General features: G+C 66.6%; 19 protein-coding genes. 13 read left to right on the top strand and 6 right to left on the bottom strand.

The genetic code is table 11. From position 1 onward, the window contains the following. The first annotated feature begins 125 nt into the window (after positions 1–125). Positions 126–689 carry a carboxymuconolactone decarboxylase family protein gene (locus WG901_RS04180; RefSeq protein ID WP_339585747.1) on the top strand — a complete coding sequence of 188 codons (564 nt, stop codon included), beginning with the start codon at positions 126–128 and terminating at the stop codon, positions 687–689. Here WG901_RS04180 and WG901_RS04175 read toward each other — a convergent pair. The 4 genes from WG901_RS04175 to WG901_RS04160 form a co-directional block, all read right to left on the bottom strand. After that, positions 676–1,488 carry a kinase gene (locus tag WG901_RS04175; RefSeq protein ID WP_339586643.1) on the bottom strand — a complete coding sequence of 271 codons (813 nt, stop codon included), beginning with the start codon at positions 1,486–1,488 and terminating at the stop codon, positions 676–678. The genes WG901_RS04180 and WG901_RS04175 overlap by 14 nt on opposite strands. Before the next feature lie 5 nt (positions 1,489–1,493). Continuing rightward, on the bottom strand, positions 1,494–1,952 hold the full coding sequence (locus WG901_RS04170) for an MEKHLA domain-containing protein (RefSeq protein WP_339585746.1): 459 nt from the start codon (positions 1,950–1,952) through the stop codon (positions 1,494–1,496). Continuing rightward, positions 1,949–2,692, bottom strand: a complete 744-nt coding sequence (locus WG901_RS04165; protein ID WP_339585745.1) for a TetR/AcrR family transcriptional regulator — start codon at positions 2,690–2,692, stop codon at positions 1,949–1,951. The genes WG901_RS04170 and WG901_RS04165 overlap by 4 nt, the downstream gene beginning before the upstream one ends. A gap of 148 nt (positions 2,693–2,840) precedes the next feature. Next, the gene (locus tag WG901_RS04160) at positions 2,841–4,436 is read right to left on the bottom strand and encodes an alpha-amylase family glycosyl hydrolase (RefSeq protein WP_339585744.1); all 1,596 of its coding nucleotides are present in this window, start codon (positions 4,434–4,436) and stop codon (positions 2,841–2,843) included. Positions 4,437–4,633: 197 nt separating this feature from the next. On the opposite strand from WG901_RS04160, the gene WG901_RS04155 reads away from it, so the two are divergent. The 8 genes from WG901_RS04155 (at position 4,634) to WG901_RS04120 (ending at position 18,567) form a co-directional block, all read left to right on the top strand. Next, a complete protein-coding gene (locus tag WG901_RS04155; protein WP_339586642.1) occupies positions 4,634–7,060 on the top strand; it encodes a glycogen/starch/alpha-glucan phosphorylase in 2,427 nt (808 codons plus the stop codon). Continuing rightward, positions 7,057–9,222 carry a 1,4-alpha-glucan branching protein GlgB gene (gene glgB / locus WG901_RS04150; protein ID WP_339585743.1) on the top strand — a complete coding sequence of 722 codons (2,166 nt, stop codon included), beginning with the start codon at positions 7,057–7,059 and terminating at the stop codon, positions 9,220–9,222. Before WG901_RS04155 ends, glgB begins: the two co-directional genes overlap by 4 nt. Positions 9,223–9,243: 21 nt before the next feature. Continuing rightward, entirely contained in the window at positions 9,244–10,503 is a 1,260-nt protein-coding gene (gene glgC / locus WG901_RS04145) for a glucose-1-phosphate adenylyltransferase (RefSeq protein WP_339585742.1), read from the top strand. Beyond that, positions 10,500–11,957 (top strand): glycogen synthase GlgA, encoded by a 1,458-nt coding sequence (gene glgA, locus WG901_RS04140; protein WP_339585741.1) that lies wholly within the window; start codon positions 10,500–10,502, stop codon positions 11,955–11,957. The genes glgC and glgA overlap by 4 nt, the downstream gene beginning before the upstream one ends. Next, on the top strand, positions 11,954–13,582 hold the full coding sequence (locus WG901_RS04135) for an alpha-D-glucose phosphate-specific phosphoglucomutase (protein ID WP_339585740.1): 1,629 nt from the start codon (positions 11,954–11,956) through the stop codon (positions 13,580–13,582). Before glgA ends, WG901_RS04135 begins: the two co-directional genes overlap by 4 nt. Beyond that, complete coding sequence (glgX, locus tag WG901_RS04130) at positions 13,579–15,357, top strand: glycogen debranching protein GlgX (protein ID WP_339585739.1); 1,779 nt, start codon at positions 13,579–13,581, stop codon at positions 15,355–15,357. Before WG901_RS04135 ends, glgX begins: the two co-directional genes overlap by 4 nt. A 108-nt stretch (positions 15,358–15,465) precedes the next feature. Next, the gene (locus tag WG901_RS04125) at positions 15,466–17,574 is read left to right on the top strand and encodes a PQQ-dependent dehydrogenase, methanol/ethanol family (protein ID WP_339585738.1); all 2,109 of its coding nucleotides are present in this window, start codon (positions 15,466–15,468) and stop codon (positions 17,572–17,574) included. A 159-nt stretch (positions 17,575–17,733) separates the two neighbouring features. Beyond that, positions 17,734–18,567 (top strand): coniferyl-alcohol dehydrogenase, encoded by an 834-nt coding sequence (locus WG901_RS04120; RefSeq protein WP_339585737.1) that lies wholly within the window; start codon positions 17,734–17,736, stop codon positions 18,565–18,567. Between the two features lie 61 nt (positions 18,568–18,628). On the opposite strand, the gene WG901_RS04115 is transcribed toward WG901_RS04120, so the two are convergent. Continuing rightward, positions 18,629–19,438, bottom strand: a complete 810-nt coding sequence (locus WG901_RS04115; RefSeq protein ID WP_339585736.1) for an SDR family NAD(P)-dependent oxidoreductase — start codon at positions 19,436–19,438, stop codon at positions 18,629–18,631. A 113-nt stretch (positions 19,439–19,551) separates the two neighbouring features. Between WG901_RS04115 and WG901_RS04110 the strand changes: the two genes are divergently transcribed. From WG901_RS04110 to WG901_RS04095, 4 genes are all read left to right on the top strand, one after another. Continuing rightward, entirely contained in the window at positions 19,552–20,355 is an 804-nt protein-coding gene (locus WG901_RS04110) for a crotonase/enoyl-CoA hydratase family protein (protein ID WP_339585735.1), read from the top strand. Positions 20,356–20,416: 61 nt separating this feature from the next. Continuing rightward, positions 20,417–21,703: a 3,4-dihydroxy-2-butanone-4-phosphate synthase gene (gene ribB / locus WG901_RS04105; RefSeq protein ID WP_339585734.1), complete on the top strand. Its 1,287-nt coding sequence runs from the start codon at positions 20,417–20,419 to the stop codon at positions 21,701–21,703. 18 nt (positions 21,704–21,721) lie between these two features. Then, positions 21,722–22,144, top strand: a complete 423-nt coding sequence (ribH, locus tag WG901_RS04100) for a 6,7-dimethyl-8-ribityllumazine synthase (RefSeq protein ID WP_339585733.1) — start codon at positions 21,722–21,724, stop codon at positions 22,142–22,144. Beyond that, a complete protein-coding gene (locus WG901_RS04095; protein WP_339585732.1) occupies positions 22,137–23,078 on the top strand; it encodes an aldo/keto reductase in 942 nt (313 codons plus the stop codon). Before ribH ends, WG901_RS04095 begins: the two co-directional genes overlap by 8 nt. A 1-nt stretch (position 23,079) precedes the next feature. Here the strand turns inward: WG901_RS04095 and WG901_RS04090 are convergent, their stop codons facing one another. After that, positions 23,080–25,155, bottom strand: a complete 2,076-nt coding sequence (locus tag WG901_RS04090) for a M13 family metallopeptidase (protein ID WP_339585731.1) — start codon at positions 25,153–25,155, stop codon at positions 23,080–23,082. Positions 25,156–25,182: the final 27 nt, after the last annotated feature.

The raw sequence follows: 25,182 nt of genomic DNA, 5'->3' as shown, positions 1-25,182 counted from the left end.
CGCTATGGTTAACGGCCTTAGCGCAGCCGCGGCGGCGGCGCGAGAGGCGCCGGGGGCTTTGACAAAGCGAACCGTACTGGTGATGTGCGCCAGCCACATTCCTTGGCCACATCCAGGAGCAGCCGATGGCCCGCGTCACCCCCGTCTACAAGCCCAGCGACTATCCCAACCCCGATGCCCAGACGCGCGAGGACCTGGCCGACTTGTTCGGGCAGATGTTCCCCGGCGTCGACAATCCCGAGATCGACCGGCCGCATTCGGGCGTCGCCATCGCCGCGCTCAATCCCAAGCTGGCGCTGCACCTGTCGAAGCTGTCGAGCTTCGCCGCGCTCGAACTGGGCTGGTCGAAGCGCGCCGACTTGCGCGAGATCGCGATCCAGACGGTCAACCTGCACTATGGCTCTGACTTCTCGGCCCGCTCGCGCCACCGTGCCTGGGAAGTCGTCGGCCTGCGCATGGAACAGCTTGCCGCCCTACCCTTCTGGAAGACCACGGGCCTGTTCGACGACGAGCAGAAGCTGGTGATCGAATATGCCCTCGCCGTGGTGACCGGCGACGTGCCCGCGCCGCTGTTCGCGCGCGTGGTCGGGCTGTTCGGCGAGAAGGGTGCGGTCGAATGCACGACGGTGATCGGCATCTGGTCGATGTGGGCGATGCTGCTGGGGGCTACCCAGCCTAGCCTGGATTGACCGCCAGCACCGACCGATCACGCCCGAGCCGCACGACGAGATCGGCACGCGCGGGCATTTCGGCGAGGATGTGGCGGGTCAGTCGCTCGTAGTGCTCGATGAAGCGCGCGACTCCGGCCGCGTCCATCAGTCCGGGCGCGCCGGGGCCGGCGCGTTCGCGCAGTTCGGCCTCCTGCTGCAGGCGCCAATCGAAGACCACGTCGAACGCGGGCGCGGCGAGCAGGACCAGCACGTCGATTCGCGCGAACAGGTCCTGGTACATGCCAGCCAGCGCCGCGTTGGCATAGGCACGCCACAGGCCTTGCGGGTCCTCGGCCGCCTCGAGCGTGTTCACCGGATCGCGCAGCGCAGCCGCACTCTCGGGACGCGCGCCGACGCACCAGCCCTCAAGGATCAGCAGCGCCGTGTCGGCGGGCGCGCTATCCCATTCCGCTTCGGGTAGACGATCGTCCTGCGCCTTGTCGAAGCGCGGCAGAGGCGCGGGCGCGCCCCGATCGAGCGCGGTGAGGATATCGAGCCCGAGCGCGACGTCGTGCGTCCCCGGTACCCCGCGCGTGCGGAGCAGCGGATGGACCTCATGCGCCAGCCGCTCGCGTTCGGCGCGGGTCAGATAGAGATCGTCGATAGAGAGCTGTGCCGTGGCGATCCCGCGCCGTTCCGCCTCCCGGGCAACGGCCCGCGCCAGCGTGGTCTTGCCGCTGCCTTGCGCGCCGCAGAGGCCGAGGACGAGCGGCAGTCCTTCACCGCCCTGCCCGATCGCCGCGAAGATCGCGGCCAGCAGGCTGGGATCGGGCGCGATCGCGGTCACACCGTGAAGGTCGCCGCCTGCCCGTGACGTGCGCCCTGCGCGTCGATCAGGTTCCAGACCACGGCATCGTCGATGCGAAAGCGCCGCCCCGTCGCCGAGACGCGCATGCCGCCATAGTCGTTGATGAAGTCGTCGCGGGTGACGCGGTCGAGCAGGCTCTGGCGCTCGTCGCGCAGCATTTCCTCGGCCGAGAGCCGCGAGGGCATCGTCGTGAAGCCCGCGGCGTCGCATTCGAAGGCGGCGAGCGCCACGCGGTTGCCGAAGAAGAACACCGGATCGGCCTCGATCCCGTGCGCGACGATCGCACAGGGTGCTTCCCAGAGAGCGGTCACCATGTCCTCGCCGTGCGGTACCAGCGGCCGGCGCAGCAGCCGTTCGAAGCTGTCGGCGATCAACGCGATACGCGCTGCCGTCTCTTCCTCGAAGTATTGCGCCGGGACCGGGTCCGCTATCACAACTCGATCGTCGGATGCGGGATCGCTTCGCCAGCGCGCGTCGGCGCACGGATCGCGCGCAGCACGTAGCCGAGGTAGAAATCGAGCAGCTTGTCGAGCGAGTAGTTGGCGATCGCGTCGATCTGCGATCCGTCCTCGTTCTTGTACCAATCGGCCCCGGCATTGAGCATGCGGATGACCGTGGAGATCGTCAGGTAGATGTCGAGTTCGGGGTGGAACAGTCCCTCGCGCACGCCGTCGGACAGCACCGCGCTCCAAGCCTCGTAGGCGTCCTTCTTCGCTTTCGAGAGATAGCTGAAATACTCGCTGCGGCGGAAGAACTTCCGCTCGTTGAAGGCGATCGCGTAAACCTCCTGGCTTTCGGTCAGCCGGTGCAGTTCGGTCATCAGCAGCGCGACGAAACGCTGTTCGGCATCGAGGGGCAGCTCGGCGATGCGCTGCGCGTCGTCGCGGCTCTGCAGGATCGCGTCGCGCACGATCTCCTCGAGGATTTCCTCCTTCGTCGCGAAATGGTGATACAGACTGCCCGAGAGGATATCGACGTCGTCGGCGATCTGGCGCACTGTCGTCGCCTCGAAACCGTACTCGGCAAAACGCCGCGTCGCGACGGCCAGGATCAGTTCGCGGCGATCGATCGGCGGCGATCCATCGGCCTTGGCACGCGGACGGCGAGCCGCCTTGCGCTTGGCTTCGGCCCCGTCGTTCGTCTTTGCGCGAAGCGTGTTCTGCCGTGTCGCCATTCGTTCACCGATCCTCGTCAGCCCCTCAGAAGCCGCCGCGTGTGCCGCGGTCGACCGCCGACCTTGTACCTAGACCTAGCAGGCGACAACGCGATTTGCGAGCCGCCTAGCTCGGATGTCCCCGATCGGCGCCCTACCCCCAGCGAGGTCAGGCGCGTTCGACTAGATAGAGCGCGCCGAAGCCCGGAAGGCGTCCGGGCGTGGCGCCGTTGATTGCCAGGATCGGGGCGCCCTCGGCCAGCGGAAGCGTCACCGGATCCGGTGACAGGTTGAACAGGCAGTGCACGCGCTGCCCCGCGGCTTCGCGAACGAAGGACAGTATGGCGCCGTCGGCCCGGGCAGCTTCGAGCGATCCCAGTCGCAGTGCGGGGTGGGCCTTGCGCAGCGCCAGGATCTGCCGAGTCAGGGCCAACTGCGAGGCCGGATCCCTCTCTTGCCGCTCGACCGCGCGCGCGAGGTTCGCATCGGACAGCGGCAGCCAGGGACGGCCCGTGGTGAAGCCGCCCAGATCTTCGTCGCGCCAGGGCATTGGCGTGCGCGCGCCGTCGCGTGAGAGCGTCAGCGGCCAATTGGCAATCGCCTCGGGGTCCTGCAGCAGCTCGAACGGGATCTGGTCCTGCTCGAGGCCGAGTTCCTCCCCCTGATAAACGATGATGTTGCCGCGCAGCGCCGCCAGCAGTGCGATCTTCATCGCGGCAAAGTGCTTGTGGTCGGCGGGGGCACTCCAGCGCGAGACCGCGCGCGGCGCATCGTGGTTCTCGAAGGCCCAGCTCGGCCAGCCCCCTCCGGTCGACCAGCGTTCGATCGCATCGATCGCGATCCGTGGCGTGAGTTCGGGAGCGTAGAGCAGGTCGAAGCCATAGGCTGAATTCAAGCGGTGTTCGCCCTGGGTATAGGCCTGCATCTCGGCGATCGCCTTGTCGCCGCCGACTTCGGCCACCGTATGGATCGCGCCGTATTCGTCGCAGACCGCGCGGATCCGCTCGATGAAGCCGACCATGTCGGGGTGCGACTGGCTGTAGAGCTTGGTCTGGAAGTCGAACGGCCGCGTCCGCACTTGGCCGTCGTCGGGCGCTGCTGGATTGTTGCGCAGCATCGGGTCGTGCATCGAATGGTTGAGGGCGTCGAGCCGGAAGCCGTCGACACCTCGGTCGAGCCAGAACCGCGCGACGCCGAGCAGCGCGTCCTGCACCGCAGGATTGTGCACGTTGAGCTGGGGCTGCTCCTTGAGGAAGGTGTGCATGTAATACTGGCCTCGGCGTGCGTCCCAGGTCCAGGCCGGGCCACCGAATACCGACTGCCAGTTGTTGGGCGGCGTGCCGTCGGGCTTGGGATCGGCCCAGACGTACCAGTCGCTCCTGTCGCCCTTGCGCGCGGCGCGGCTCGTGGTGAACCAGGGATGGAGGTCCGAGGTATGGGCATAGACCTGGTCGACGATGACCTTGAGGCCGAGCGCATGAGCGCGCGCCACCAGCGCATCGAAATCGGCGAGCGTGCCGAAGGTCCGGTCGACGTCGCAATAGTCGGCGACGTCGTAGCCGAAGTCCCGCATCGGCGAGGTGTAGAACGGCGAAATCCAGATCGCGTCGACGCCGAGCGCAGCGACATAGTCGAGCCGCTGTGTGATCCCCGCGAGGTCGCCGACGCCGTCGCCGTTGGTGTCCTGATAGGAGCGCGGATAGATTTGGTAGACGGCGGCGCCACGCCACCAGGGCGCCGTCGCGGGATCGATCGGTCGGGTCATGCCGGCGCTCCTTGGCCTCTGTGCACGTGTGACCATGAATTCTAATGCCGCATTGCACAATCGACTTGTCGAAGAGCCCCTGTCTGCCTTAGCCATGGCACTGGAGGCATGGAGAGGACGGAGTCGTCGTTGCGACCGGCAGCAGGGGCTTTGCGTCCACGCTCCGGTGCTCAGAATGGGAGCGTCCTGCCGTGAACATGCCCAAGCCCGAGGCCCTCTCCCCGCAAGTCTCCGAAATGGACGAGCACCTGATCGACGTGCTGCGCCACCGCGTCGGCAAGGACGAGCGCGCTGCCACCCAGCACGACTGGTTCAAGGCCGCCGTGCTGACCTTGCGCAACCACGTGGTCGACCGCTGGATCGAATCCACCCGCAAGACCTACGACGAGAGCGGCAAGCGGGTTTACTACCTGAGCCTCGAATTTCTCATCGGTCGGCTGATGCGCGATGCGCTCTCGAACATGGGCATGACGCGTGAGATGGAAGCGGCGCTCGCCAGCCACGGGCTCGACCTTGCCGCGCTCGAAGACCTCGAACCCGATGCGGCGCTCGGCAACGGCGGCCTCGGTCGCCTTGCCGCCTGCTTCATGGAGAGTCTCGCCAGCCTCGACATCCCCGCCTACGGCTACGGCATCCGCTACGTGAACGGCATGTTCCGCCAGCGCATCCAGGATGGCTGGCAGATCGAGCTACCCGAGACCTGGCTCGCCCATGGCAACCCGTGGGAATTCGACCGGCGCGAAAGCGCCTATCGGGTCGGTTTCGGCGGCGAGGTCGTAGCCGATGGCCCCGATGGCGCGGTCATCTGGAAACCCGCCGAACAGGTCGAGGCCTCGGCCATCGATACGCCCGTGGTGGGCTGGCGCGGCAAGCGCGTGAACACCTTGCGCCTCTGGACCGCGACTGCGCTCGATCCGATCCGGCTCGACACCTTCAACGCCGGCGACCACGTCGGTGCGCTCGTCGAGGAAGCCCGCGCCGACGCGCTCGTGCGCGTGCTCTATCCGGCCGACTCCAGCGCTTCCGGCCAGGAGCTGCGGCTGCGGCAGGAGTATTTCTTCACCTCGGCCTCGATCCAGGACATCATCCGCCGCCACGTCGCCTATATGGGCGACGTCCGCACCCTGCCCGACAAGGCGGCGATCCAGCTCAACGACACCCACCCCGCGGTCGCGGTCGCCGAAATCATGCGGATCCTCGTCGACATCCACGGGCTCGAATTCAACGAGGCCTGGGAAGTCACCAAGAAGACCGTCGGCTATACCAACCACACCCTGCTGCCCGAGGCGCTCGAGTCCTGGCCGCTGCCGCTGTTCGAACGGCTGCTGCCGCGGCACATGCAGATCGTCTATGCGATCAACAGCCGCGTCCTGCGCGAGGCGCGCAAGGCCGGGCTCGACGATGCCGCGGTCTCGTCGATCTCGCTGATCGACGAAGGCGGCGAGCGGCGCGTGCGCATGGCCAATCTGGCTTTCGCCGGCGCGCATTCGGTCAACGGCGTTGCGGCGCTACACACGGACCTGATGAAGGTCACCGTGTTCAAGGACCTCCACCAGCTCTACCCCGACCGGATCAACAACAAGACCAACGGCGTCACCCCGCGCCGCTGGCTGCAGCAGTGCAATCCGGGCCTGACCGCGGTGATCAAGGACGCGATCGGCGACCAGTTCCTGGACGATGCCGAGAAGCTGTCCGATCTCAACGCGCTGTCCACCGACGCGGCGCTCGGCGAGCGCATCGCCGAGGTCAAGCGGGCCAACAAGGTCGCGCTGGCTTCCTACATCAAGGAAGTCGTCGGCATCCGCCTCGATCCCGACGCGCTGTTCGACGTCCAGATCAAGCGCATCCACGAGTACAAGCGCCAGTTGCTCAACCTGATCGAGACCGTCGCTCTCTACGACCAGATTCGCAGTCATCCCGAGCGGGACTGGGTGCCGCGCGTGAAGATCTTCGCGGGCAAGGCGGCGCCGTCCTATCACAACGCCAAACTCATCATAAAGCTGGCCAATGACATCGCCCGGCGGGTGAATTCCGATCCCTCGGTCGGCGGGCTGCTAAAAGTGGTGTTCTTGCCCAATTACAACGTCACCAAGGCCGAGAAGCTGATCCCGGCGGCCGACCTGTCCGAACAGATCTCGACCGCGGGCATGGAAGCTTCGGGCACGGGCAACATGAAGTTCGCACTCAACGGTGCGCTGACGATCGGCACGCTCGACGGCGCCAATGTCGAGATCAAGGATCACGTCGGCGACGACGAGATATTCATCTTCGGCCTGACCGCCGATCAGGTGGCCGAGAAGCGCGCGCAGGGCTACAACCCGCGCGAAGTCATCGAGCAGTCACGCGAATTGAGCCAGGCGCTCGCCGCGATCGCCAGCGGCGTGTTCTCGCCCGACGATCCGCACCGCTATGCCGATCTGATGGGTGGCATCTACGACCACGACTGGTTCATGCTCTCGGCCGATTTCGACTCCTACGCCGCCGCCCAGCGCGCGGTCGACACCCGCTGGCTCGACCAGAAGGCCTGGCGCACCAGCGCGATCCGGAACATCGCCAATGTGGGCTGGTTCTCTTCGGACCGGACCATCGGCGAATATGCCCGGGACATCTGGAAGGTCTTGTGAAGCCACCGGCGGAAGCCATCATCGCGCTGCTCGAAGGCACCCACGCCGATCCGTTCTCGTTGCTGGGCGTCCACCAGGGCCCCGAAGGCACCTTTGCGCGCGCGATCCTGCCGGGCGCCGATGCGGCCGAGGCGCATGACCTCAAAGGCAAGAAGCTCGGCAAGCTCAAGCGCGTCGATCCCGGCGGGCTGTTCGAAGGCAAGCTCAAGGGCGATGCGCAGCCGGTGCAGTACCGTTGCACCGCCGGTGCACACGAGTGGTGGATCACCGATGCCTACTCCTTCGGCCCAGTGCTAGGCCCGATCGACGACCTGCTGATCGCCGAAGGCACGCATTTCCGCCTGTTCGACAAGCTCGGCGCGCACCCGATCCGCCACGAGGGCGCCGACGGCGTCCACTTCGCGGTCTGGGCACCGAACGCCCGGCTCGTCTCGTTGGTCGGTGATTTCAATGACTGGGACCACCGCCGCCACCCGATGCGCCAGCGCGTCGATATCGGCGTCTGGGAAATCTTCCTCCCCAAGATCGGCCTCGGCCGCGCCTACAAGTTCCGCATTGTCGGACCGGACGGCACGGTGCAGCCACTCAAGGCCGATCCCTTCGCCTTCGCTTCTGAGCTGCGCCCGCGCACTGCCTCGATCACGGCACGGCCTGGCAAGGACGACTGGGGCGATGACGCGCACCGTTCCCACTGGGCGGCGGTCGATCCGCGGCGCGAGGCGATTGCGATCTACGAGGTCCATCCGGGTTCGTGGCAGCGCGACGACAAGGGCTGGTTCCTGACCTGGGACGCCATGGCCGAGCGGCTGATCCCTTACGTGGTCGAGCTGGGCTTCACCCATATCGAATTCCTGCCGGTCTCCGAGCATCCCTACGATCCGAGCTGGGGCTATCAGACCACCGGGCTCTATGCGCCCTCGGCGCGCTTCGGCGACGTCGCGGGCTTCGCGCGCTTCGTCGACGGCGCGCATCGCGCCGGTGTTGGGGTGCTGATCGACTGGGTGCCAGCGCACTTCCCCACCGACGAACACGGCCTCGCCCATTTCGACGGCACCGCGCTCTACGAACATGAGGATCCGCGGCTCGGCTTTCATCCCGACTGGAACACCGCGATCTACAATTTCGGCCGGCGCGAGGTGCAGTCGTTCCTGGTCAACAACGCGCTGTTCTGGGCCGAGCGCTACCACGTCGACGGCCTGCGCGTGGATGCGGTCGCCTCGATGCTCTACCGCGACTATTCGCGCGACGCCGGCGAATGGATACCCAATGCCGAGGGCGGCCGCGAGAACTGGGAAGCGGTCGAATTCCTGCGCGCGACCAACAAGGCGCTCTATGGCCAGCACGCGGGCGTGATGACGATTGCCGAGGAATCGACCTCTTGGCCTGGCGTATCGTTGCCGGCTTACGACGAGGGCGCCAAGACCAGCCTCGGCTTCGGCTTCAAGTGGAACATGGGCTTCATGCATGACACGCTGAAGTACATGGCGCGCGATCCCGTCCACCGGCAGCACCACCATGCCGAGATCACCTTCGGGCTGGTCTACGCGTTCAGCGAGAATTTCGTCCTGCCGCTGAGCCATGACGAGGTCGTCCACGGCAAGGGCTCTCTGCTGAACAAGATGAGCGGCGACGACTGGCAGCAGTTCGCCAACCTGCGCGCCTATTACGGCCTGATGTGGGGCTATCCGGGCAAGAAGCTGCTATTCATGGGCCAGGAGTTCGCCCAGCGCCGCGAATGGAGCGAGGATCGCGCGCTCGATTGGGATCTGCGCCAGGCGCCCGCGCACGAGGGCATTCGCAATCTGGTGCGTGATCTCAACTGGCTCTATCGCGAGACCCCGGCGTTGCACGCGCGCGACTGCGAGGGCGAAGGTTTCGAATGGCTGGTGGTCGACGATGCCGCCAATTCGGTCTTTGCCTGGCTGCGCAAGGCGCCGGGCGCGAAAACCGTCGCCGTGGTCGCGAATATGACGCCGATTCTGCACACCGGCTATCGCCTGCCGCTGCCGCACGATGGGGTCTGGCGCGAAGTGATCAACAGCGACGCGGCGATTTACGGTGGCAGCGGCCAGGGCAATCTCGGCGCGGTGACGGCCGAGCACGGCGCCGCCCACGTCACCTTGCCGCCGCTGGCGACGCTGATGTTCGAACTGGCAGAATAAGAAGGGGTTTGGAGAGGTCGCATGGTCGATAGACGGCAACAACCGCTGGCGCGCGACGCCATGGCCTATGTCCTTGCCGGGGGGCGCGGCAGCCGGCTCAAGGAACTCACCGACAACCGCGCCAAGCCCGCGGTCTATTTCGGCGGCAAGACGCGGATCATCGACTTCGCCCTGTCGAACGCGATCAACTCGGGCATCCGCCGCATCGGCGTCGCCACCCAGTACAAGGCGCACTCGCTGATCCGCCACCTGCAGCGTGGGTGGAACTTCCTGCGGCCCGAGCGCAACGAGAGCTTCGACATCCTGCCCGCCTCGCAGCGCGTCTCCGAGTTCCAGTGGTACGAGGGCACGGCCGACGCGGTGTTCCAGAACATCGACATCATCGAGCCTTACGCGCCGAAGTATATGGTCATCCTCGCGGGTGACCACATCTACAAGATGGACTACGAGCTGATGCTCCAGCAGCACGTCGACAGCGGCGCGAACGTTACCGTCGGCTGCCTCGAAGTGCCGCGCAAGGACGCCTCGGGCTTCGGCGTCATGGCAGTCGACGCGAACGACGTCATCACCGAGTTCGTCGAGAAGCCCGCCGATCCGCCGGCCATGCCGGGCAATCCCGACATGTCGCTGGCCTCGATGGGCATCTACGTGTTCGACACCGATTTCCTGATCGAACAGCTGCGCCGCGATGCCGAGACGCCAGGCTCGAAGCACGATTTCGGCGGCGATATCATCCCTTACCTCGTCGAACACGGCAAGGCCGTGGCGCATCGCTTCTCGTCGAGCTGCATCCGCGCGGCCGAGGAGATCGAGGAATACTGGCGCGACGTCGGCACGGTGGATGCCTACTGGGAAGCCAACATCGACCTTACCGACGTCGTCCCCAAGCTCAACATGTACGACAGCGACTGGCCGATCTGGACCTATTCGGAGATCACCGCTCCGGCCAAATTCGTCCACGACGAGGACGGCCGCCGCGGCACGGCGATTTCCTCACTCGTCTCGGGCGACTGTATCGTCTCGGGCGCGGTTGCCTCGCGCAGCCTGCTGTTCACCGGGGTGAAGATGGGCTCGTTCTCGAACGTTCACGAGGCCGTGGTCCTGCCCTATTGCAACATCGGCCGCAGCGCCCGGCTGCGCAAGGTCGTGATCGACCGCGGTGTGCGCATTCCCGAGGGGCTCGTGGTTGGCGAGGATCCCGAGCTCGACGCCCAGCGCTTCAGCCGTACGGAGAACGGGGTCTGCCTGATCACTAAAGCGATGATCGATCGGCTCGCGTGACCTTGCGCGTCCTCTCCGTCGCTTCCGAAGCCGTACCGCTGATCAAAACCGGCGGCCTCGCCGATGTCGTCGGCGCCCTGCCCGGTGCGCTCGCGCCGCACGATGTCGAGATCACCACCTTGCTCCCCGGCTATCCCGCGGTCATGGCCGCGATCGGCAAGCCGCGTACGCTCCACACCTGGCCCGCGCTGCTCGGTGAGCCGGCGCGGCTCGTCGCGGGCAAGATCGATGGCCAACCGCTGCTGGTGCTAGACGCTCCGCCCTATTTCACACGCGGCGGCGGGCCTTATGCGGATCCATCGGGCCGCGACTGGGGCGACAATTGGCGCCGCTTCGCCGCCCTGGGCCGCGCAGCCGCCGATCTCGCCGGCGGGATAGTCAAGGGCCGGCGTTATGATCTGGTCCACGCGCACGACTGGCAGGCGGCGATGACGCTGGCCTATCTGCGTTTCGCGCCGGTGGCGGGCTCCAGTCCGCTGCCCGGCGTGATGACGATCCACAACATGGCCTTCCAGGGCTGGTCGGGCGCCGAGACCTTCGCCGGGCTGGGGCTCCCGCGCGAGGCCTGGTCGATGCACGGCGTCGAATACCACGGCGGTGTCGGTGCGCTGAAAGCCGGCATGGAGGCGGCCTCGGCGATCACCACGGTCAGCCCCAGCTATGCCGCCGAGATTCGCGATCCGCAGTTCGGCATGGGGCTCGAAGGAATCGTCGTCAGCCGCGGAGAGCGCGTTCACGGCATCCTCAACGGCATCGACGTGCGCGAGTGGAACCCCAATGGCGACCTCCGCTTGGCGGCACGTTTCACTGCGCGCAGGCTCGACAAGCGGGCCGCCAATACGCGCGCAATCGAGAGCGAGTTCGGGCTCGATGCCGCCGATGGCCCGCTATTCGTCGTCGTCAGCCGTTTGACCTGGCAAAAGGGTATGGATGTCCTGCTCCAGGTGCTCGACCATCTCGTCGGCCTCGGCGGGCGGCTCGCGCTGCTCGGCTCGGGCGATGCCGCGCTCGAAGCCGGCTTCCACGCCGCCGCCGCGCGCCATCCAGGGCGCGTTGCGGTGCGCACGGGCTACGACGAGGCACTCGCGCATCGCATGCAGGCCGGCGGCGACGCCATCCTGATCCCCTCGCGCTTCGAGCCTTGCGGCCTGACCCAGCTCTACGGCCTGGCCTATGGCTGCGTGCCGGTGGTCGCGCGAACGGGGGGGCTCGCCGATACGGTGATCGACGCCAACGTCGCCGCATTGCAGGCAGGCGTCGCCACGGGCATCCAGTTCGATGGCGTCACGCCCAATGCCCTGACCGCCGCGATCAGCCGAACCGTCGCCCTCTTCCGCCAGCCCGAGCTGTGGCGCCAGCTCCAGCGCAACGGCATGGCCGGCGATTTCTCCTGGGCGCGCAGCGGCAAGGCCTATGCCGATCTCTACGCCCGTCTCGTTGAGGAAGTCCGATGATCCGCACCGTCGCCACCACGCCGTTCGAGGGCCAGAAGCCCGGCACTTCAGGACTGCGCAAGAAGGTCCGCGTCTTCCAGCAGGACAACTATGCCGAGAACTTCATCCAGGCGGTGTTCGACGCGGTCTCGCCGCCGCGCGGCGCGGTGCTGGTGATCGGCGGCGACGGGCGCTTCCACAACCGCGCGGTGATCCAGCAGGCGATCCGCATGGCCGCGGCCAATGGTTATGGCCGCGTGCTCGCCGGCGCGGGCGGCATCCTCTCGACCCCCGCCGCCAGCCACGTCATCCGCAAGCACCAGGCCTCGGGGGGCCTGATCCTCTCGGCCAGCCATAACCCCGGCGGCCCCGACGAGGACTTCGGCATCAAGTACAACGTCGCCAACGGCGGCCCCGCGCCGGAGAGCGTGACTGAGGCCATCTATGTGCGCACGCAAACGATCGACCGTTGGCTGACCGTCGACTGGGCCGACATCGATCTCGACAAGCCCGGCGTGGTCACCGTCGCGGGTATGGTGGTCGAGGTGATCGATCCCGTCGCCGACTATGCCGACCTGATGGAAAGCCTGTTCGACTTCGTCGCGATCCGCGCCGCGGTCTCCGACGGCATGACCATGTGCTTCGACGCGATGCACGCGGTGACCGGGCCTTATGCGCACGAGATCCTCGAACGCCGGCTCGGCTTCCGCGCAGGCACGGTGCACAACGGCACGCCGATCGAGGACTTCGGCGGGCATCATCCCGATCCGAACCTGGTCCATGCCAAGGTGCTCTACGACCTGATGATGAGCCCCGAGGCGCCCGTGCTCGGCGCGGCCTCGGACGGCGATGGCGACCGCAATCTGATCATCGGCAAGAACCGCTTCGTCACGCCCTCGGATTCGCTGGCGATGCTCGCGGCCAACGCGCATTTGGCGCCGGCTTATGCGGGCGGCCTCAAGGGCATCGCGCGTTCGATGCCGACCAGCGCCGCCGCCGATCGCGTCGCGCAGGCGCTGGGCCTGCCGAGCTTCGAGACGCCGACGGGCTGGAAGTTCTTCGGCAACCTGCTCGATGCCGGCATGGCGACGATCTGCGGCGAGGAAAGCGCGGGCACCGGCTCGGACCACGTGCGCGAGAAGGACGGGCTCTGGGCCGTGCTGCTCTGGCTCAACGTGCTCGCCGTGCGCCGGATCAGCGTCGACGACCTCGCGCGCGAGCATTGGGCTACCTACGGTCGCAACTATTACGCGCGGCACGACTACGAGGCGATCGAGACCGAAAAGGCCAATGCGCTGATGGCCGAACTGACCGGCGGTCTCGACGCCCTGGCAGGCCGCGAATTCGGCGCGCTGAAAGTCGCGGCGGCGGACTCCTTCGCCTATGTCGATCCGGTCGACGGCTCGGTCAGCCGCAACCAGGGCGTGCGTGTGATGTTCGCGGGCGGTTCGCGTATCGTCTTCCGGCTTTCGGGGACGGGCACCGAGGGTGCGACCCTGCGCGTCTATCTCGAACGCTACGAACCTGTCGACGGCAAGCTCGACGAGCCGGTCTCGGCGATGCTCGGTGAACTGATTGCTGCGGCCGAGGCGATTGCCGGGATCGTGCGGCACACCGGGCGGACGGCGCCCGACGTGGTGACGTGACGCCAAGTCTCGGCGCCCGGGTCCACGACGGCAAGACCCGCTTCGCCGTCCGCGCGCCGCTCGCGCGCGAGGTCGCTCTTTGCATCTTCGCCGGCGGTGCCGAGCAGCGCGTCGCCATGCACCGTGAGGGCGACGTCTGGGCCACTGAAATCGCCGACGACCTTGCAGGCGCACACTACGGCTATCGCGCCGACGGCGAATGGGCGCCCGAGCGCGGGCTATGGTTCGATCCGGCCAAGCTGCTGGTCGATCCCCATGCGGTCGAGCTCGACCGCCGCTTCGTCTACGATCCGCGGCTCTCGGTCTTCGGCGAGGACACCGCCGCGCTGGTGCCCAAGGCGATCGTACAGAAGCCCCTGCCCGAGGTTCCGCTGGTGCCGCCGCGGTTCAATCAGGGCGGGCTGATCTACGAGCTCAACGTCCGCGCGTTTACGATCCTCCATCCCGAGGTGCCCGAGGCCCGGCGCGGCACCGTCGCGGCGCTCGCCCATCCGGCGGTGATCGCGCATCTCCGCAAGCTCCACGTCAGCGCGATCGAGCTGATGCCGATCCCCGCCTGGATCGACGAGCGCCACCTCGGCCCGCTCGGACTGAGCAATGCCTGGGGCTACAACCCGGTGGCGATGATGGCGCTCGATCCTGGCCTCTGCCCGGGCGGCGTCGCCGAACTGCGCGAGACTGTCGCCGCGCTGCATGCCGCCGGGATCGGGGTGGTGCTTGACCTGGTGCTCAACCACTCTGGAGAGAGTGACGTGCTCGGCCCCGTCCTGTCGCTGCGCGGGCTCGACGACGCGGCCTATGCCAAAGCGCCCGACGGCAGGCTGATCAACGACACGGGCACGGGCAACACGCTCGATTTTGCCAACCCGGCAGTGCGCCAGCTCGCGCTCGACACCCTGCGCCACTTCGTCCTCCATTGCGGCATCGACGGCTTCCGCTTCGACCTCGCCACGATCCTCGCGCGGGGCCCGGGCTTCGACCGCGAAGCCCCGATCTTCGCCGAGATCGCCGCCGATCCCTGGCTCGCCGACCGCGTGATGATCGCCGAACCCTGGGACTGCGGTCCGGGCGGCTACCAACTCGGTCAGTTCCCGGCGACCTGGCTAGAGTGGAACGACCGCTTCCGCGACGATGTCCGCCGTTTCTGGCGCGGCGACGCGGGTTTCGGCGCGCTGGCCACGCGCCTCGCCGGGTCGGCGGACGTTTTCGGCGAGCAGGCGAGCCGCAGCGTCAACTTCCTTGCCGCGCACGACGGCTTCACGCTCGCCGACACCGTGTCCTACGCCGAGCGTCACAACTGGGCCAACGGTGAAGCAAACCGCGACGGCCACGGCGAGAACTTCTCGTGGAACAACGGCGCCGAGGGCCTGACCACGGACCCGGCAATCCTGGCGCGTCGCGACACCGACCTGCGCGCGCTGCTCGCCACATTGTTCGCCTCGACCGGCACGATCATGCTGACCGCCGGTGAAGAATTCGGCCGCAGCCAGCAGGGCAACAACAACGCCTATGCCCAGGACAACGCGCTGTCCTGGATCGACTGGTCTCGCCGCGATACGGCGCTCGAGGATTTTGTCGCAGGTCTGGCGTGCTGGCGAGCCGAGCGCGTCGCACAGTTCCGCCAGTTCGCGCTCCCAGGAGACTGGCTGACGCTTGATGGCGTTGCGATGACCGCGGCCGATTGGGAGAATCCCGAACTTCCGGGCCTCGTCTACGGTACCCGAGCCTACCGGCTGACGATCGATCGCCGGGCCAGAAGCGTCACGCTCGCCTGATCCACCCCAACGGTGGTCTCTTCCTATTGCTGACCAGATCATTAGCCTTGTGATTTACAGTGACGCAAAAATCCCTAGAGATAGCGGCAAATACGGGAGAGAGGTTCGATGCATCGTCTGAAAATGACTATCCTCGCGGCCGCCGCGAGCACGGCCCTGCTGGCCGCGGGCTGCACCAAGGGCGCCGGCGAAGCGGCCCAGCCGGAGGCCAATGTCGGCACCGACCAGAACTGGGCGACCGTCGGCGGCGGGGCCGATGAAACCAGCTACAGCCGGCTCACCGAGATCGGCACGGGCAATGTGGACAAGCTCGGCCTCGCCTGGTCGCTCGACCTGCCCGGCGAAGTCACGCTCGAGGCGACACCGCTCGCGGTCGACGGCAAGATCTTCTTCCCCGGCTCCTACGCCGCGGTCTATGCGGTCGATGCGCTGACCGGCAAGCAGCTCTGGAAGTTCGATCCCGAGACCTGGAAGCACAATCCCGACAAGATGCACTTCTCGTTCGGCGCCAACCGCGGCGTCGCCTACGAGAACGGCAAGATCTTCGTCGCCGGGCTCGACTGCCGGCTGTTCGCGCTCGATGCCGCCACGGGCAAGCAGCTCTGGGTGACCGAGACAACTCCGGCCGGCTCCTACAACATCTGCACGGGCGCGCCGCGCACCTTCAAGGGCAAGGTGATCATCGGCAACGGCGGCGCCGACTTCGGCGCACGCGGCTTCGTCACGGCCTTCGACGGCAACACCGGCAAGCAGGTCTGGCGCTTCTACACGACCCCGGGCACGGCCGCCGAGAACAAGGGCGACCCGGCGATGGAAGCCGCGGCCAAGACCTGGGGGGCGGACTTCACCAAGGCCGGTGGTGGCGGTGGCACCGCCTGGAACGGCATCACCTTCGACGCCGATCTCAACCGCATCTACATCGGTGCGGGCAATGCCGGCGCTTACGACCCGCTGATCCGCGATCCCGGCAGCAAGGGCGACAACCTCTACACGAGCTCGATCGTCGCGGTCGACGCCGACACCGGAAAATACGTCTGGCACTATCAGGAAAACCCGCGCGATTCCTGGGATTACAAGGCGACGCCGAACATCCAGACGGCGACGCTCAACATCGAAGGCAAGCCGCGCAAGGTCATCATGCACGCGCCGACCAACGGCCTGTTCTACCTGATCGACCGCGAGACCGGAAAGCTGATCAACCAGCCCGGCAAGACCACCTTGGTCAACTGGGTCAAGGATATCGACATGAAGACCGGGCGCCCGAACGAGGAGCCCAACATCCGTTACGAGACCGGCCTGACCGAGATCTGGCCGGGCACGATCGGCGGCCACAACTGGCAGGCGATGAGCTACAGCCCGCGCACGGGCCTGGTCTATATCCCGATCCAGCAGATCGGCGCGCGCTTCTCCAAGCGCGGCGACGCTTCGGAGAACGCCTTCAACGTGATGGGTCTGCTGCTTGAGCCGATCAAGCAGAAGGACGGCGACGGCCATGGCTTCCTCGTCGCCTGGGATCCAATCGCGCAGAAGGAGGCCTGGCGCGTCAAAAACGACAACCTGTGGAACGGCGGCACGTTGGCGACCGCGGGGGGCCTCGTGTTCCAGGGCACGGCCGAGGGCACGTTCAACGCCTACAATGCCAAGAGTGGCGAGCGGGTCTGGCAGTTCAACGCCGGTCTCGGCATCGTCGGCGCGCCGATGAGCTTCTCGCTCAACGGAAAGCAGTACGTCTCGATCCTCGTCGGCTACGGCGGTACCACCGCCGCCTATGGCGACTTCATGAACGTTGGTTGGAAGTACGGCGTGCAGCCGCGTCGCCTGCTGACTTTCGCGATCGGCGGCACGGCCAAGCTCGAAGCGACGCCGGGCCCCGACATGAAGGTCCACGCGGTCGACGATCCGGCCTATGTGATCAACGAGGCCGACGTCGTCGCGGGCAAGCAGCTCGCGGTTTCCTGCGCCGCCTGCCACGGCATCGCGCTCCAGGCCACGGGAACGCCCGGACCTGACTTGCGCGAGTCCGCGATCGCGCTGCAGCTCGACAGCCTGACGCAGCTGCTCAAGACCGGCCCGCTGATGGACCGCGGCATGCCCAAGTTCGACAAGCTGACCGACGTGCAGATCCGCCAGATCCACGCCTATATCCGCGCCAAGGCGCGCGAGCAGCTCGGCCTGCGCCAGAAGGACAACTCGCGGCCGGGTAACGTGAAGCTCTGACCCGCAAAAATCCTCCCTAACCGCCTCGCAGGTAGGGAGGATTTTCGGCCCATCGCCCGAGCGATCACGCCGATAGCCAGTTGAAGGCCGCACGCTATCGCGTCATGACCGCGCGCATCGATATTTCGGACCGTAATCGGGCGAGAGGAAGGACCAATCATGAGCGATATTCTGGGCTACAAGGGCAAGCGCGTCATCGTCAGCGGCTGCTTCTCGGGCATGGGTGAGGCCACGGCCAAGATCCTGCTCGACCTCGGCGCCGAAGTGCACGGCCTCGACTTCAAGGAATCGACGCTTCCCCTCGCTTCGTTCAACCAGATCGACCTGCGCGATGCCGGCTCGATCGAAAAGGGCGTCGCCGCTATCGGCGGCAAGATCGACGCGCTGTTCAACTGCGCTGGCCTCGCCGGTGGCGGCGCCTTCCCGGCGCTGGACACCTTCAAGGTCAACTTCATCGGCACGCGCCACCTGACCGATACCGTCCTGCCGCTGATGGGTCCGGGCGGCGCGATCGTCTCGATCGCTTCGACCGGTGGCCTGGGCTGGAGCCGCCGCATCCCGACCCACATGGAACTGCTGCAGATCCAGGGCTTCGACGCCGCGGTCGCCTGGGCCGAAGCACACCCCGAGCACGTCGCCGAGGGCTATGCCTTCTCTAAGGAAGCCGTGATCGTCTGGACCCAGTTCATGGGCGCGCAGCTGATCAAGAAGGGCATCCGCATCAACTGTTCGCTGCCTTCGCCGACGCAGACCCCGATGATGGCGACCTTCCACGCCACCTCGGGCAAGGACATCGTCGACGCCGCCGCCGAGCCGCTCGGCCGCTACACCACCCCCGCCGAGCAGGCGGGCCCGCTGGTGCTGCTCAACAGCGATGCCGCCGGCGTGGTCAACGGCGTGGTCCTGCCGGTCGACGGCGGCTTCATGGGCGGTCTCACCACCGGCCAGGTCGACATCAGCAAGATGATGGGCGGCGGCCAGAAGCAGGGCTGAGCCGACGGGCCAGGAAACGCGAGAGGGCCGGCCTAGCGCCGGCCCTTTTTCGTTGCGGCGATCAGATGCCCAGCGAAGACAGCGCGCCGCCGTCGACGCGCAGGTCGCAGCCCGTGATGAAACCGGCCTGCGGCGAGGTGAGAAACACCGCGGCCGCCGCCAGTTCTTCGGGCCGACCGAGCCGCGTCAGCGCTGCACCCGACAGCATTGCTTCCGTTTGCGGGTTCTTCTCGCCCGCCATCATCGGCGTATCGATCAGCCCGGGCGAGAGCGACATGATGCGCGCGCCGCGATCACCGAAAGCCTTGGCCTCGCGCTTGGCGATCGCGCGCACCGCGCGCTTCGACAGCGTATAGGCCGCGCCCTCGTTGGGCACGAGATGGCGCAGTTCGGCGCTGCCGCCCGCGGGCAGCGGCGCCTCGAAGGCGGCGTCGGCCTCGGACGAGATCGGGAAATAGCTGGCCATCGAGGCGAACAGCACGGCCGCACCACCCTGAGCCATGCGCGGACGGATCGCGTCGACGATCGCCTGGGTCGCATCGAGGTTGATCTCGAGCAGCTTGTCCTTGTCGCCGAAGATCGCCGGCGAGACGCCCGCCGTATGGATGACCGCACCGATTGCCCGCGCACCGACCTTGTCGAGCAGCTGGCTGGTGAAGGCCGGGTCGGTGATCTGGCCGCCGAGCAGGTCGACCGTCACCCCCTTGGCGCGCAGGTCCTCGGCCACCGCGCCAAGCCGCGCTTCGTCGAGGTCGCAGAGGATGATCTCGGACCAGCCCGCCTCGCCGAGCAGCCGCGCGCAGTGCGAGCCCATGCCGCCGGCCGCGCCGGTCACGATCGCCACGCCTTCGGCGCGCTGAAATTCTGCCATGATGCCTCTCCTACTGGATTTGCCGCGAACCTGCCTGCTCGCGGCGACCAGCGTCAAGGCTTGGCGCGGCGCGGCATTGCCCTTATCGCCGCTGCGTAACCGGGAGACCCGAATTGACCGACGCCGTGCTCTACGAAATCGACGACGAAGGCATCGTCACCTTGACGCTGAATCGCCCCGAATTGCGCAACCCGATCACAGACCACGAAGTGATCGACGCGCTGATCGCCGCGCTCGAACGGCTCGAGACCGATCCCAATGCGCGCGTCGCGATCCTCACCGGTGCCGGCAAGGGCTTCTCCTCGGGCGGCAATATCCACGAGATGCGCGCGGGCGGTTCGGTCAATGCCGGCACGCCGGTCAAGACGCGGATCGCCTACAAGCGTGGCGTCCAACGCCTGCCGCTCGCCTTCGCCGCGCTCGAAGTGCCGGTAATCGCCGCGGTCAACGGCGCGGCGATCGGAGCAGGCTGCGACCTCACCTGCATGTGCGATCTGCGCGTCGCCAGCGAGAGCGCGAAGTTCGCCGAGAGCTTCGTCAAGCTCGGCCTGATCGCCGGCGACGGCGGCTCGTGGCTGCTGCCGCGCGTGGTGGGCTGGTCGAAGGCCGCCGAGATGGCCTTGACCGGCGACACGATAGACGCGCGCGAAGCCCTCGCCTGCGGCTTGGTCAGCCAGGTCGTGCCCGATGCCGAGCTCATGGATACGGCGCGAGCCCTCGCTCGCCGCATCGCCGCCAATCCGCCGCACGCCGTGCGCATGACCAAGCGGCTGCTCTGGGAGGGCCGTCGCGCCGATCTCGCCAGCCTGCTCGAAATGGCAGCGGCGATGCAGGCAGCGGCGCATACGACCGCCGATCACGAAGAAGCAGTCGAGGCTTTCATCGCCAAGCGGAAGCCCCAATTCAAAGGCGATTGACAGTGACAATGTGAAGGAGCAGGTCTCTTGTCACATTTAAATGTGATTGAGTGAGTCGTTTATGCCCGACAATGTGATCGATCGTGTCCGCAAACTCGTCGTCGACGGCGGCATGACCAAGGCAGGCCTCGCCCGTGCCGCCGGTCTCCATGCCAACACGCTGCGCGATTGCACCGAGCCGGACTGGAATCCCACCGCCGATACGCTCGGCAAGCTCGAGCGCTTCCTCTTCGCCAACGACGACCGCCCGGTGCTGGCGCCGATCGAGGAGATCATCGACGAGGCACGCAACGGCCGCATGTATATCCTCGTCGACGACGAGGATCGCGAGAACGAAGGCGACCTGATCATCCCCGCGCAGATGGCGACCCCCGCGGCGATCAACTTCATGGCCACCCACGGTCGCGGCCTGATCTGCCTGACCCTGACCAGCGAGCGCGTCACCCAACTCGGGCTCGATCTTATGAGCCGCAACAACGGCACCCGCCATGAGACAGCCTTCACCGTCTCGATCGAGGCCCGCGAAGGCGTCACCACGGGCATTTCCGCGGCTGACCGCGCGCGCACCGTCAGCGTCGCGATCGACGGCTCGAAGAGCCGCGACGACATCGTCACCCCGGGACACGTCTTCCCGCTGCGCGCGCGCGATGGCGGCGTGCTCGTCCGCGCCGGTCATACCGAAGCGGCCTGCGACATCTCGCGTCTGGCCGGGCTCAACCCATCGGGCGTGATCTGCGAGATCATGCGCGACGACGGCACGATGGCGCGGCTCGAGGACCTCGTCGGTTTCGCGCGGATGCACGATCTCAAGATCGGCACGATCCGCGACCTGATCGCCTATCGCCGCAAGCACGACCACCTCGTCGAGAAGAAGGCCGAGACGCGCTTCAAGAGCAAGTGGGGCGGCGAATGGACCGCGCGGACCTATTTCAACAAGGCCACGGGCGAAGAGACGATCTGCCTGCTCAAGGGCCGCATCGATCCCGAGCAGCCGACGCTCGTGCGCATGCACACGCTGTCCTACTTCGCCGACATCTTCGGCGAGGATACCGAACGCTCGCGCCTGCTTGCCCGCTCGATGGAAATCATCGGCGAGGCCGGCACCGGCGTGATCGTCGTGATCAACAAGCGCATGCGCAACGCCGTCTCGCAGGCGATCGAGATCAAGGAGCGCTTTCGCGCAGGCGAAGTCCCCGCCGCCGAGGAACTGCGCGACTACGGCGTCGGCGCCCAGATCCTTGCCGAGCTCGGCGTGCACGACATGATCCTGCTCAGCAATTCGCACCATTCGCTCGTCGCGCTCGAAGGCTATGGCCTGTCGATCGTCGGCGAACGCCCCGTCGACTGATCCGGAAAGCAAACAGACATGGCCAAGTTCCTCATCGTCGAAGCCCGCTTCTACGACCACCTCAACGACATGCTGATCGCCGGCGCCAAGGCGGCGATCAAGGCCGCGGGTCACAAGGCCGAGGTCATCACCGTTCCCGGCGCGCTCGAGATCCCCGGCGCGATCGCGCTGGCCGACCAGACCGGCGACTATGAAGGCTACGTCGCGATCGGCGTGGTCATCCGCGGCGAGACCTATCACTTCGAGATCGTCGCCGGGGAAAGCGCACGCGGCATCATGGCGTTGACCATGGACGGCGTCGCCATCGGCAACGGCATCCTCACGGTCGAGAACGAGCAGCAGGCGCTGGTCCGCGCCGATCCCGCGCAGAAGAACAAGGGCGGCGAAGCGGCCGAGGCCGCGTTGGCCCTGCACACGCTCAAGGATCGCTTCGGTGGCTGAAGCCCACCCGTCGATCGGCGGGATACGGCTCTGCTTCGGCGGCAATGTCTTCGGGTGGACGCTCGACCGCGACCAGAGCTTCGAGATCCTCGACGCCTTCTACGAGGCCGGTGGTCGCATGATCGACAGCGCCGAGGGTTATTCATCCTGGATCCCCGGCAACAAGGGCGGCGAGTCCGAGACGATCATCGGCGAATGGATGGAGAGCCGCGGCGTCCGCAAGGACATGCTGATCGCCACCAAGACCGGTATGGGCGGCCCGCCCTATTCGCTCAAGCCCGAGAAGGTCGCGGCGGCGATCGAAGGCTCGCTCGAGCGCCTGCGGACCGACTATGTCGATCTCTACTATGCCCACCGCGACGACAAGACGACGCCGCTCGACGAAGTGATCTCGGGCTACGACGACCTCGTCAAGAACGGCAAGGCGCGCGAACTCGGCGCTTCCAATTACACGGTCGAGCGCCTGGGCGCCGTGACCAAGCTCGCCGATCGCATGGGCATGACGTCGTTCACCGTGCTGCAGCCCGAATTCAATCTCGTCTCCCGCGCCGAGTACCAGGGGCCGCTGCAGGATCTCTGCGTCGATCGCGACATCGCCGTGCTGCCCTACTACGGGCTCGCCGCCGGCTTCCTCTCGGGCAAGTTCCGCAAGCCCGAGGACTGGGCTGGCTCTTCGCGTGCCCATGCGCTCGGCAAGTTCGCGGGCTATGGCGGGTTCGAGGTGCTGGCCGTCATGGACGCGGTCGCGGCCGAGACAGGCGCGAGCCTGGCGCAGATCGCACTCGCGTGGCTCAACGCCCAGCCCGCCATCGCCGCCCCGATCGTCAGCGCGACGAAGAAGGAGCAATTGGCGGACCTGCTCGGCGCGGCCAACCTCGAACTCAGCGCGGAACAGGTCGCGCGGCTCGACGCCGCGCTCCCCGTCTCGGCCTAGCTCACCAGATTCGCACGCGCTTTTCGGGCGACAGGTAGAGCGCGTCGCCCGGCTTGACGTCGAACGCATTGTACCAGGCATCGAGGTTGCGCACGGTCAGTACGCGATACTGCCCCGGCGCATGGCCATCTGTGGCGATCCGCGCGCGCAATGCTGCTTCGCGCATTTTGGTCGCCCATGATTGGCCATAGGCGATGAAGAAGCGCTGGTCGCCAGTGAAGCCGTCGATCACCGGTGCTTCGCGGCCTTTCAGCGAAGCGCGATAGGCATCATAGGAGGCCGAAAGCCCGGCGACGTCGGCGATGTTCTCGCCCAGGGTCAGCTTGCCGTTGACCCGCAGGCCGGGAAACGGCTCATAGGTATCGTACTGATCGGCGAGCGCCTTGCCCGCGTCGTCGAAGCGCTTGAGGTCGGATGCGGTCCACCAGTTGCGCATCTTGCCGCTGGCGTCGAAGGCTGCGCCGTTGTTGTCGAAGCTGTGGCTGATCTCATGGCCGATCACCGCGCCGATTGCGCCATAGTTGAACGCGGCGTCGGCGTTGGGATCGAAGAAAGGCCGCTGCAGGATCGCCGCAGGGAAGTTCAGCGCATTCTGCACGGGAAGGTTCACCGCGTTGACGAGCTGAGCGTTCATCCACCACTCGCGGCGGTCGAGCGGCTTGTCGATCTTGGCGAGCTGCTGGCGGTAGCCGAGCTTCGAAGCCGCCTGGCGATTGGCATAAGCGGTCTTCGCACCGATCGTCAGGCTCGAATAGTCCTGCCACGTATCGGGATAGCCGACGCCCACCTCGATCGTGCGAACTTTCTCGATCGCTTCCTTCTTGGTTGCAGGCGCCATCCAGTCGATCGCCTCGACCCGCTTGGCGAACGCGGTCTTGATGTTCTCTACCATGACCTGGACTTCCGCCCGCGCCGCAGCCGGGAAATACTTCTCGACGTAGAGCTTGCCGAGCGCATCACCGATGGCGCCGTTGACCGCAGCGATCGCGCGCTTTTCGCGCGGACGTTGCTCGGTCGTGCCGGACAGCGCGGTGCCGTAGAAGGCGAAGCGGTCGGCATCGAGTTTGCTCGGCAGGACGTCGGTGTTGGTGTTGAGCTGGTGGAACAGCAGCCAGTCCTTCCAGGCCTGGAGCGGCTGCGACGCGACGAGCGCCGAAAGCTTGGGGATCGCGCTGGCATGATAGGCGGCAAAGGTCTGCTGATTGGCGAGCTGCGCGCCGGTGAAGAAGGCCTGCCAGTCTATGCCGGGAGCCTTGGCGGCGAAGTCTGCACGCTTCCATTCGGCAGCCGAGTGCTGGAAATCCTCGCTCTGTTCGCGCGTCAGGTGCGCCTCGGCGATCTTGAGTTCGAGATCGTAGATCCGCTGCGCCTTGCCCTGCGCGTCGGCAATGCCTGCGTCGGTCAGAAGCTGGGCGATGTAGGCGTGGTACTTGCTGCGCAGCTCGACCATCTTGGCATCGTCGGACAGGTAGTATTCGCGCTCGGGCATGCCGAGACCGCCCTGGAGCACGTAGGGCATCACCGCCGTGCCTGGCAGCGACTGCGTCACAAACAGGCCGAACAGGTTCTCGGTCTGGAAATCGGTGGCATTGAGCGGATCGACGTCGGCGCGGACTTGCTCGCCGAGTACGCGCGACAGGCTCTTTACGTCGCGGATCGCGGCGAAGCGGTCGAGATCTGGCTGCACGGGCTTGAGACCGGCGGCGTCGATCGCGGCGGTATCGAGGTAGGCGCGGTAGAAGTCGCGGATGCGACCTTCGTCGCTGCTCGCCGGCGCGTTCGACCGCAGAATACCGGCAATCAGTTCGCCAAGCTGGCCCTCGGTCTTGTGGTCGGCGATGTAGAACCCGCCAACGCTCGATCGATCGGCAGGAATTTCGGTGGTCTTGAGCCAGGTTCCGTTGACGAAGAGGTTGAAGTCGCTGCCCGGTTTGACCGTCCGGTCCATCATGCCTGGATCGATACCCAACGCGCCCGGTGCTCTCACCCTTTCGACCGGCGTGTCAGCCAGAGCGGGAACGAGCGCGGGGCAGGCCGCTCCCAGGAACAGGGCGACCAGCAGCTTCCTATCGATCATCGGCAAAATCCCATGCTTGGCGACGCG

It is taken from the genome of Novosphingobium anseongense, assembly GCF_037482895.1.
GTDB lineage: Bacteria > Pseudomonadota > Alphaproteobacteria > Sphingomonadales > Sphingomonadaceae > Novosphingobium > Novosphingobium anseongense.
The sequence above is the reverse complement of the archived record's forward strand: the minus strand, read 5'-3'. Positions and strand labels throughout refer to the sequence as shown.

Excerpts from the sequence above, each read along its gene's own strand:
- WG901_RS04155 (WP_339586642.1), top strand. The coding sequence starts at position 4,634 with ATGCCCAAGCCCGAGGCCCTCTCCCCGCAAGTCTCCGAAATGGACGAG.
- ribB (WP_339585734.1), top strand. The coding sequence starts at position 20,417 with ATGCCCGACAATGTGATCGATCGTGTCCGCAAACTCGTCGTCGACGGC.
- WG901_RS04135 (WP_339585740.1), top strand. The coding sequence starts at position 11,954 with ATGATCCGCACCGTCGCCACCACGCCGTTCGAGGGCCAGAAGCCCGGC.
- glgC (WP_339585742.1), top strand. The coding sequence starts at position 9,244 with ATGGTCGATAGACGGCAACAACCGCTGGCGCGCGACGCCATGGCCTAT.
- WG901_RS04090 (WP_339585731.1), bottom strand. The coding sequence starts at position 25,155 with ATGATCGATAGGAAGCTGCTGGTCGCCCTGTTCCTGGGAGCGGCCTGC.
- WG901_RS04115 (WP_339585736.1), bottom strand. The coding sequence starts at position 19,438 with ATGGCAGAATTTCAGCGCGCCGAAGGCGTGGCGATCGTGACCGGCGCG.
- WG901_RS04160 (WP_339585744.1), bottom strand. The coding sequence starts at position 4,436 with ATGACCCGACCGATCGATCCCGCGACGGCGCCCTGGTGGCGTGGCGCC.
- WG901_RS04165 (WP_339585745.1), bottom strand. The coding sequence starts at position 2,692 with ATGGCGACACGGCAGAACACGCTTCGCGCAAAGACGAACGACGGGGCC.
- WG901_RS04180 (WP_339585747.1), top strand. The coding sequence starts at position 126 with ATGGCCCGCGTCACCCCCGTCTACAAGCCCAGCGACTATCCCAACCCC.
- ribH (WP_339585733.1), top strand. The coding sequence starts at position 21,722 with ATGGCCAAGTTCCTCATCGTCGAAGCCCGCTTCTACGACCACCTCAAC.
- WG901_RS04125 (WP_339585738.1), top strand. The coding sequence starts at position 15,466 with ATGCATCGTCTGAAAATGACTATCCTCGCGGCCGCCGCGAGCACGGCC.
- WG901_RS04120 (WP_339585737.1), top strand. The coding sequence starts at position 17,734 with ATGAGCGATATTCTGGGCTACAAGGGCAAGCGCGTCATCGTCAGCGGC.